The sequence below is a fragment of the Streptomyces fumanus genome, assembly GCF_014655295.1.
Classification (GTDB): Bacteria; Actinomycetota; Actinomycetes; order Streptomycetales; family Streptomycetaceae; genus Streptomyces; species Streptomyces fumanus.
The window spans coordinates 415,974-423,214 of record NZ_BNBI01000009.1; the positions used below are offsets into that span (position 1 = coordinate 415,974).

Annotated in this window: 7 protein-coding genes; 4 read left to right on the plus strand and 3 right to left on the minus strand. The window is 73.0% G+C overall.

All coding sequences use genetic code 11. From position 1 onward, the window contains the following. Positions 1-120 precede the first annotated feature (120 nt). Positions 121-1,344 (plus strand): sensor histidine kinase, encoded by a 1,224-nt coding sequence (locus IE316_RS22090; RefSeq protein WP_190206155.1) that lies wholly within the window; start codon positions 121-123, stop codon positions 1,342-1,344. 70 nt (positions 1,345-1,414) lie between these two features. On the opposite strand, the gene IE316_RS22095 is transcribed toward IE316_RS22090, so the two are convergent. From IE316_RS22095 to IE316_RS22105, 3 genes are read right to left on the minus strand one after another with little or no spacing between them, the layout of a single operon-like run. Continuing rightward, positions 1,415-2,074 carry a response regulator gene (locus IE316_RS22095; RefSeq protein WP_190206156.1) on the minus strand — a complete coding sequence of 220 codons (660 nt, stop codon included), beginning with the start codon at positions 2,072-2,074 and terminating at the stop codon, positions 1,415-1,417. Beyond that, positions 2,071-3,333, minus strand: a complete 1,263-nt coding sequence (locus IE316_RS22100) for a sensor histidine kinase (RefSeq protein ID WP_190206157.1) — start codon at positions 3,331-3,333, stop codon at positions 2,071-2,073. Before IE316_RS22100 ends, IE316_RS22095 begins: the two co-directional genes overlap by 4 nt. Next, positions 3,333-4,166 (minus strand): CPBP family intramembrane glutamic endopeptidase, encoded by an 834-nt coding sequence (locus tag IE316_RS22105; RefSeq protein ID WP_190206158.1) that lies wholly within the window; start codon positions 4,164-4,166, stop codon positions 3,333-3,335. Before IE316_RS22105 ends, IE316_RS22100 begins: the two co-directional genes overlap by 1 nt. Before the next feature lie 293 nt (positions 4,167-4,459). On the opposite strand from IE316_RS22105, the gene IE316_RS22110 reads away from it, so the two are divergent. The 3 genes from IE316_RS22110 to IE316_RS22120 all read left to right on the plus strand — a co-directional run. Then, positions 4,460-5,830, plus strand: coding sequence for a sensor histidine kinase (locus IE316_RS22110; protein WP_190206159.1), 1,371 nt, complete (start codon positions 4,460-4,462; stop codon positions 5,828-5,830). Positions 5,831-5,977: 147 nt separating this feature from the next. Continuing rightward, positions 5,978-6,637 (plus strand): response regulator transcription factor, encoded by a 660-nt coding sequence (locus tag IE316_RS22115; protein WP_308438938.1) that lies wholly within the window; start codon positions 5,978-5,980, stop codon positions 6,635-6,637. A gap of 240 nt (positions 6,638-6,877) precedes the next feature. Beyond that, positions 6,878-7,241, plus strand: a 364-nt coding sequence (locus IE316_RS22120; protein ID WP_506005151.1) for a 2-oxoacid:acceptor oxidoreductase family protein, incomplete at its 3' end; no start/stop codon positions are given.

Consider the following 7,241-nt stretch of genomic DNA (forward strand, 5'->3'; position numbering starts at 1 on the left):
AAGAGACCGTAAGCAGCCCGTCGGGCCCGAGGGGCGCCGGAGGGGGTGGGGTTTTCCTCAGTGCGGTCCGGGCGGCCCACCTCATGGCGCCGGAGCGCCCGGCACGGCACGCTGGCCCCTATGACCGAACGCCTGCCGTCCTCCTCGTCTGCCGCCGAAGCGGACAGCGACCGTCTGCCGCCGGCCCGCTTCGCCCTCGGCGCGCACACCTGGAAGGAGATCGCCCATCTGCTGGCGAACCTTCCGATGTCCCTGTTCGGGTTCGTCTACGTCGTGACGATGCTGGGCGTCGGTTTCGGACTGACGGTCACGGTGGTCGGCCTGCCGCTGCTGTCGGCGGGGCTGATGGGCGCGCGCCAGTTGGGGAAGCTGGAGCGGGCGCGGGCGCGGGCGCTGCTCGGGGTGCGGGTGGACGAGCCGAGCAGGCTGCGGCTGCGCCGGGGCGGCGGGTTCTTCCCCCGGCTGTGGCTGGCGCTGAAGGACCCGGTGGGCTGGCGCACGGTCCTGTACGACCTGATCCGGCTGCCGTGGGGCATCGTCACCTTCGCGGTCACGCTGGTCTCGCTGTTCGTGCTGTGGCCGGTGCTGCCGTATCTGGCCCGGGGGATGACCAACGTGGACCGGGCGATGGTACGGGGGCTGCTGTCGCCCTCGGACGAGCTGGAGCGGCGGATCGCCGAACTGGAGTCCGACCGGGGCGTCGTGGTCGACACCGCCGCCGCCGATCTGCGCCGGATCGAACGCGACCTGCACGACGGGGCGCAGGCCCGGCTGGTCAATCTGGCGATGGGGCTGGGCCTGGCCAAGGAGAAGCTGCTGGAGGGGCAGGCCGACGAGCATGTCGCCGCGATGGTCGAGGAGGCGCACGGCGAGGTGAAACTGGCCCTCCAGGAGCTGCGGGACCTGGCCCGCGGCATCCACCCGGCGGTGCTGACCGACCGGGGCCTGGACGCGGCGCTGTCCTCGGTCGCCTCGCGCTGCACCGTGCCGGTCCGGGTGACCGTCGACCTGCCGGGCCGACCGGCGGCGGCCATCGAGGGGATCGCCTACTTCACCGTCTCGGAGCTGCTGCAGAACGTCAGCAAGCACAGCATGGCGAAGTCGGCGTCCGTGGAGGTCTGGCGGGCGGACGACCGGCTGCTGATCCAAGTGTGGGACGACGGCCGGGGCGGGGCGAGCCTGGACGGCGGGACGGGGATGCGGGGGCTCGCGGACCGGCTGGGCGCGGTCGACGGCCTGTTCGTCGTGGACTCGCCGGAGGGCGGCCCGACGACGGTCACGGCCGAGCTGCCGTGGCGCGACCGCGAGCTCACCCCCGCCCGGCAGGACGCGTCCGCCCGGTAGGACGTACGCGCTCCCCTCCCCCGTCCCGCCCGGTAGGAAGCGCCCGCCGGTGAACCGTGGGCCCGCGGGTTCAGGTCGCCAGCCCGTGCCGGTACGCGTACACCACGGCCTGGACGCGGTCGCGGAGCTGGAGCTTGGCGAGGATGCGGGAGACGAAGGTCTTGACGGTCTCCTGGCTGATGACGAGGGCCGCGGCGATCTCGCTGTTGGACAGGCCCTCCGCGATGAGGCGGAGGACCTCCAGCTCGCGCGGGGTGAGCGGGATGTCGCCGGGGGTCTTCTCGGTGGGGCGGATGCGCGCGGCGTAGCGGCCGACGAGCTGGCGGGTGACGTCGGGGTCGAGGAGGGCCGCGCCGGTGGCCACGGTACGGATGCCGTGCAGCAGGCGGTCGGGGGGCGCGTCCTTGAGGAGGAAGCCGCTGGCGCCGGCGCGCAGTGCCTCGTAGACGTACTCGTCCAGGTTGAACGTGGTGATCACGAGGACCTTGACGGGGTGCGGCACTCCGGCGCCGGCCAGCAGGCGGGTGGCTTCGAGGCCGTCGAGGACCGGCATGCGGATGTCCATCACGACGACGTCGGGGCGCAGCTTCTCGGCGAGTTCGACGCCGGTGCGGCCGTCCCCGCAGTCGCCGGCGACCTCCATGTCGGGCTGGGAGTCGATGATGGTGACCAGGCCGGTGCGGATCAGCATCTGGTCGTCGCAGACCAGAACCCGGATCGGTGCGCTCACGAGACGCGGGCGACGGGTATGCGGGCCCGTACGGTGAAGGCGCCGTCCGGGCCGCCGCCGGCGCTGAAGTCGCCGCCGAGGACGCCGACGCGTTCGCGCAGGCCGGCCAGGCCCCGTCCGCTGCCGACGGCGGCGGCGGTGCGCGAGCCCGTCCCGTCCGTGCTGACCATCACCGTGATCTCCCTTTCGCCGTGCCGTACCTGGACCGAAGTCCGGCTGCCGTGAGCGTACTTGAGGGCGTTGGTGAGCGCTTCCTGCACCACGCGGTAGGCGACGAGGTCGGCGCTGCCGGTCAGGGCCGGCGGGGTGCCCTCCTCGGTGAAGTCGACCGGCTGGCCGGCCCGGCGGGTCTGCTCGACGAGGGTGAGGACGCGGCCGACGGCGGGTGTCCTGGCCTCTCTGCCGTCTCCGGCCCCGGAGCCGAGGACGGGGCCGGAACTGCCGGGACCAGCCCCGCCGCCGTCCCCCGCTCCCTCGCGCCCGCCCGTCCCATGGTCCGGATTGAGCAGGTCCAGCAGATGCCGCAGGTCGGTGATGGCCCGGCGCCCGGTGTCGCTGACGGCGGTCAGGGACTGCTCCAGCTTCTCGGGCGCGGCGGTCAGATAGCGGGCGGCCTCCGCCTGGACGACCATGGCGGTCACGTGGTGGGTGACCACGTCGTGCAGTTCCCGGGCGATCTGGGTGCGTTCGGCGGCCCGGGTCTCGACGGCGACCCGGTCGCGGCGTTCGGCCTCCGCGGCCCGGGTGGCGCGCAGCCACGCCCCGGCGCCCCAGGCCAGGGCCAGCACCAGGTAGAACGTCACGAACCCGGCCGGGGTCTCGCCGCCCGAGCCGAGCAGCGACAGGCTGATCGCCAGCGGTACGTACGCGGCGGTGAGGGCGAGCACGGTGGTGCGCCGGTGGTGGTCGAGGTAGGACCCGGTGCTGATCAGGGCGATGGGCAGGGCGACGCTGGCGGCCGAGTGGTAGCCGCGCAGTTGGTCCAGGGCGAAGCCGCAGCTCACCAGGGCGATACAGACGACGGGCCAGCGTCTGCGCAGCGCCAGCGGCAGGCATTCGAGGGCGAGGGCGAGGGCGGCGAGCTCGTCGAGGGGGCGGGTCGGCAGGCCCCCCATCTCCGTGCCCTGGCCGCGCACTCCCGGCAGGAAGCACGCGGCCAGGAACAGCAGGCCGAGCGGGAGGTCGCGGACCATGACATCGAGCCGGTGCCACACCTGGCCGGCCCGCTGGAGGGCGGTGCGGGCCCCCTGGAGGGTCATCACCGGGCGAGTGTAGCCAGGGCCTCGGCACGCTGGGCGCGCCGCCGGGGCACGATGCGGCCGCGCCGGCGGGCCACCACCAGGAAGGCGAGGGTGGCGAGGGCGCCGAAGACGATGGAGTAGACGCTCGCCTCGGGGCCGAACTCGCCGCCGGTGAGCAGTTCGGGGCCCGAGGTCGAGGCGTCCAGCAGGCCGTGGACCTCGCCGTTGCCCGAGACCATGGTGCCGAAGATGCCCGACTCCGCGAAGTTCCAGCCGAAGTGCAGGCCGATCGGCAGCCACAGGGAGCGGGTGGCGGCGTAGGCGGCGGCGAGCATCCCGCCGGCCTCGATGGCGATGGCGACGGCGCCCAGCACGGTGGCGTCCTTGTTGAACAGGTGGGAGGCGCCGAACACCACACCGGACAGCACCAGCGCGAGGTAGGTGCCCAGGCCCCGTTCGACGAGCCGGAAGAGCAGGCCGCGGAACATCAGTTCCTCGGTGACGGCGGCGCCCGCCATGAAACCGACCAGGCCGATCGCCCCGGTGACCGAGTCGTAGCCGTGGACCTCGTAGTCGCCGAGGAACCAGATGTTCACGATCACGCAGGTGAACATCGCGACGCCGATGACCAGGCCCCGCATCAGCGCGCCCGGCGCTCCCTCCGGGGCCAGTTCGGTGACCTGGCGGCGCTCGGTGCGCCCGACGACCCACCGGTAGACGAGGATCGAGGCCACGGCCGTCAGACCGCCGCCGAGCAGGCAGAGCCAGGGGTTGTCCTGCACGGCGAGGGTGAGCTGACTGCCGATCGCGCCGACCGCGACCACGGCCAGGATCTGCCAGACCAGTTTCATGACGACTCTCTTTCCTGCGTTCCGCTCTCCGGTCCGCGGCGGTGCGCCGCGGCTGAACGGAACGCTAGGGAAACGGCGGTCCGGAATCGTCACCTCACGGTGGACACCCGCGCGTAGCTCGCTCGGGGGACAGCCCTCGCGCGGGGCGCCCGGGGTGGGGAAAACCCCCGGTCGGAAACTCCTACGCCCTCCATGGCCCGGAGCCCGCCGGACGGGGAGCCTTGAGGTACGACGGCACCCGGGCCGGCACGGCACCCGCCGCACCGCCCGGGACGAGCAGAAGGACGAACCCCATGGCCACGGAGTACGGACACGAGTACGGGCTGGACGGCGGGCCCGGCTACCCCGCCGGCGCCGACGCCGACGAGCGGCGGCACCGGTGGCCGGCGGTGCTGCGGGCGCCGTTCGAGGGCCGGCACTGGCGCGAGGTGGGGTACGCGCTGCTGAGCCTGCCGATCAGCGTGCTGCTGTTCTCGTACGCCGTCACGATGGTGTCGCTGGGCGCCGGGCTGCTGGTGACCTTCCTCGGGGTGCCGGTGCTGGCGGCGGCGCTGGCGGGCTGCCGGATGCTGGGGTCGGTGGAGCGGGCACGGGCCCGGACGCTGCTGGGGCTGCGGGTGGCCGAACCGGAGCCGCTGCGCGCACGCACCCGGGGCGCGGGGAGCTGGATGGCCGCCGTCCTCAAGAGCGGCGCCTCCTGGCGGTCGCTGCTGTACGCGGTGCTGCACCTGCCCTGGGCGGTGTTCTCGTTCACCGTCACCGTGACCCTGTGGGTGTCGGGCTGGGCGCTGCTGACGTACCCGGGGTGGTTCTGGGTCTTCCCGATGTACGCCGGGCAGGACGGGATGCAGTTGTACGGCGACGAGACGCACCAGATCTATCTGGACAACCCCTTCGAGCTGACCGTGACCGCGCTGGTGGGGCTGCTGCTGACGCTGGCCACGCCGTGGATCGTGCGGGCGCTGACGATGGTGGACCGGGTGATGGTGTACGGGCTGCTGGGTCCGTCGAAGCTGGCGACGCGGGTGGTGGAGCTGGAGTCGGACCGGGGCGTCGTGGTCGACACGGCCGCCGCCGATCTGCGCCGCATCGAGCGCGATCTGCACGACGGGGCGCAGGCCCGGCTGGTCAATCTGGCGATGGACCTGGGGCTGGCCAAGGAGAAGCTGCAGGAGGACCCGCAGGAGGCGGCGCGGATGGTGGACGAGGCGCACGGCGAGGTCAAGACGGCCCTGCAGGAGCTGCGGGACCTGGCGCGCGGCATCCACCCGGCGGTGCTGACCGACCGGGGCCTGGACGCGGCGCTGTCCTCGGTCGCCTCGCGCTGCGCGGTGCCGGTGAACGTGGAGGTGGACCTGCCCGAGCGGCCGGCCCCGGCGATCGAGGGGATCGCGTACTTCACCGTCTCGGAGCTGCTGCAGAACGTCAGCAAGCACGCGCGGGCGACGTACGCGTCGGTGGACGTGTGGCGGGTGGAGAACCGGCTGATGCTCCAGGTGGTGGACAACGGCGTGGGCGGTGCCGACGCGTCGGCCGGGTCGGGCCTGGCCGGGCTGGCGGAGCGGCTCGACGCGGTGGACGGCATCCTGGTGGTGGACTCCCCGGCCGGCGGCCCGACCCGGGTCACGGCGGAGCTGCCGTGGCGCGCGGAGCGGCCGGCCTGAGCGCGCCCGGCGCGCCGACGTGCCCGCGGTGATGCCCGTCCCGCATCGCCGTCGCCCGTACCCGTGTGCGGCCCGGAGCTGGAATGCTGGGCCCGTACACCGGGACGGGCACAGGGCTGTGGGGGATCGAGGATCGTGGAGGACAGGGTGCGGGTGGTCATCGCCGAGGATTCAGTGCTGCTCAGGGAGGGCCTGACCCGGTTGCTGACCGACCGCGGGCACGATGTCGTCGCCGGGGTCGGCGACGGTGAGGCGCTGATCAAGACCATCACCGAGCTGGACGGCCGGGGCGAGCTGCCGGACGTGGTGGTGGCGGACGTGCGGATGCCGCCGACGCACACCGACGAGGGGGTGCGGGCGGCGGTGAAGCTGCGCAAGGCGCATCCGGGCATCGGTGTGCTGGTGCTGTCGCAGTACGTGGAGGAGCGGTACGCCACCGAGCTGCTGGCGGGCTCCAGCCGGGGGATCGGCTATCTGCTGAAGGACCGGGTGGCCGAGGTCCGCGAGTTCGTGGACGCGGTGGTGCGGGTCGCGCAGGGCGGTACGGCGCTGGACCCGGAGGTGGTGGCGCAGTTGCTGGGCCGCTCCCGCAAGCAGGACGTGCTCGCGGGGCTGACGCCGCGGGAGCGGGAGGTGCTGGGCCTGATGGCCGAGGGCCGGACGAACTCGGCGATCGCCCGGCAGCTCGTGGTGAGCGACGGGGCGGTGGAGAAGCACGTCAGCAACATCTTCCTGAAGCTGGGGCTGTCCCCGAGCGACGGCGATCACCGCCGGGTGCTCGCCGTGCTCACCTATCTCAACTCCTGACCGCCCGGTCCTTGGCCCGAACGGTCCAAGGACCGGCAAGGCGGACGGCGGGCGCGGCGCGTGGTCCACCGCGCCGGAGGCGGGTGCGGGCAGAGGGCTGCGGGACCGGGGGCTGTCCGGAAGTCGTGTCCATCCTTGAAATGTCCACTGGAAGTGAAGCCCGGCGGTCGTAGGGTTGATCCTGGGCTGGTCGTCGAAAGACCAGCCCGTGGACAGCCGCCTCTAGGGAGGTCCAGTTCAGTGACCAGCCAGGTCAGCAGCCCAGCGGAGCAGGCCGACGGAGCAGACGACACCGTCGTGGGAGCGCAGCGCAATCCGGCGGGAGCGAAGGACGTCCGCCGGCTGGACCGGGTGATCATCAGGTTCGCGGGGGACTCGGGCGACGGGATGCAGCTCACCGGCGACCGTTTCACCTCGGAGACCGCGTCGTTCGGGAACGACCTGTCGACGCTGCCGAACTTCCCGGCCGAGATCCGGGCGCCCGCCGGGACACTGCCGGGTGTCTCCTCCTTCCAACTGCACTTCGCCGACCACGACATCCTCACCCCGGGCGACGCGCCGAACGTGCTGGTGGCGATGAACCCGGCCGCCCTGAAGGCGAACA

Excerpts from the sequence above, each read along its gene's own strand:
- IE316_RS22090 (WP_190206155.1), top strand. The coding sequence starts at position 121 with ATGACCGAACGCCTGCCGTCCTCCTCGTCTGCCGCCGAAGCGGACAGC.
- IE316_RS22100 (WP_190206157.1), bottom strand. The coding sequence starts at position 3,333 with ATGACCCTCCAGGGGGCCCGCACCGCCCTCCAGCGGGCCGGCCAGGTG.
- IE316_RS22105 (WP_190206158.1), bottom strand. The coding sequence starts at position 4,166 with ATGAAACTGGTCTGGCAGATCCTGGCCGTGGTCGCGGTCGGCGCGATC.
- IE316_RS22110 (WP_190206159.1), top strand. The coding sequence starts at position 4,460 with ATGGCCACGGAGTACGGACACGAGTACGGGCTGGACGGCGGGCCCGGC.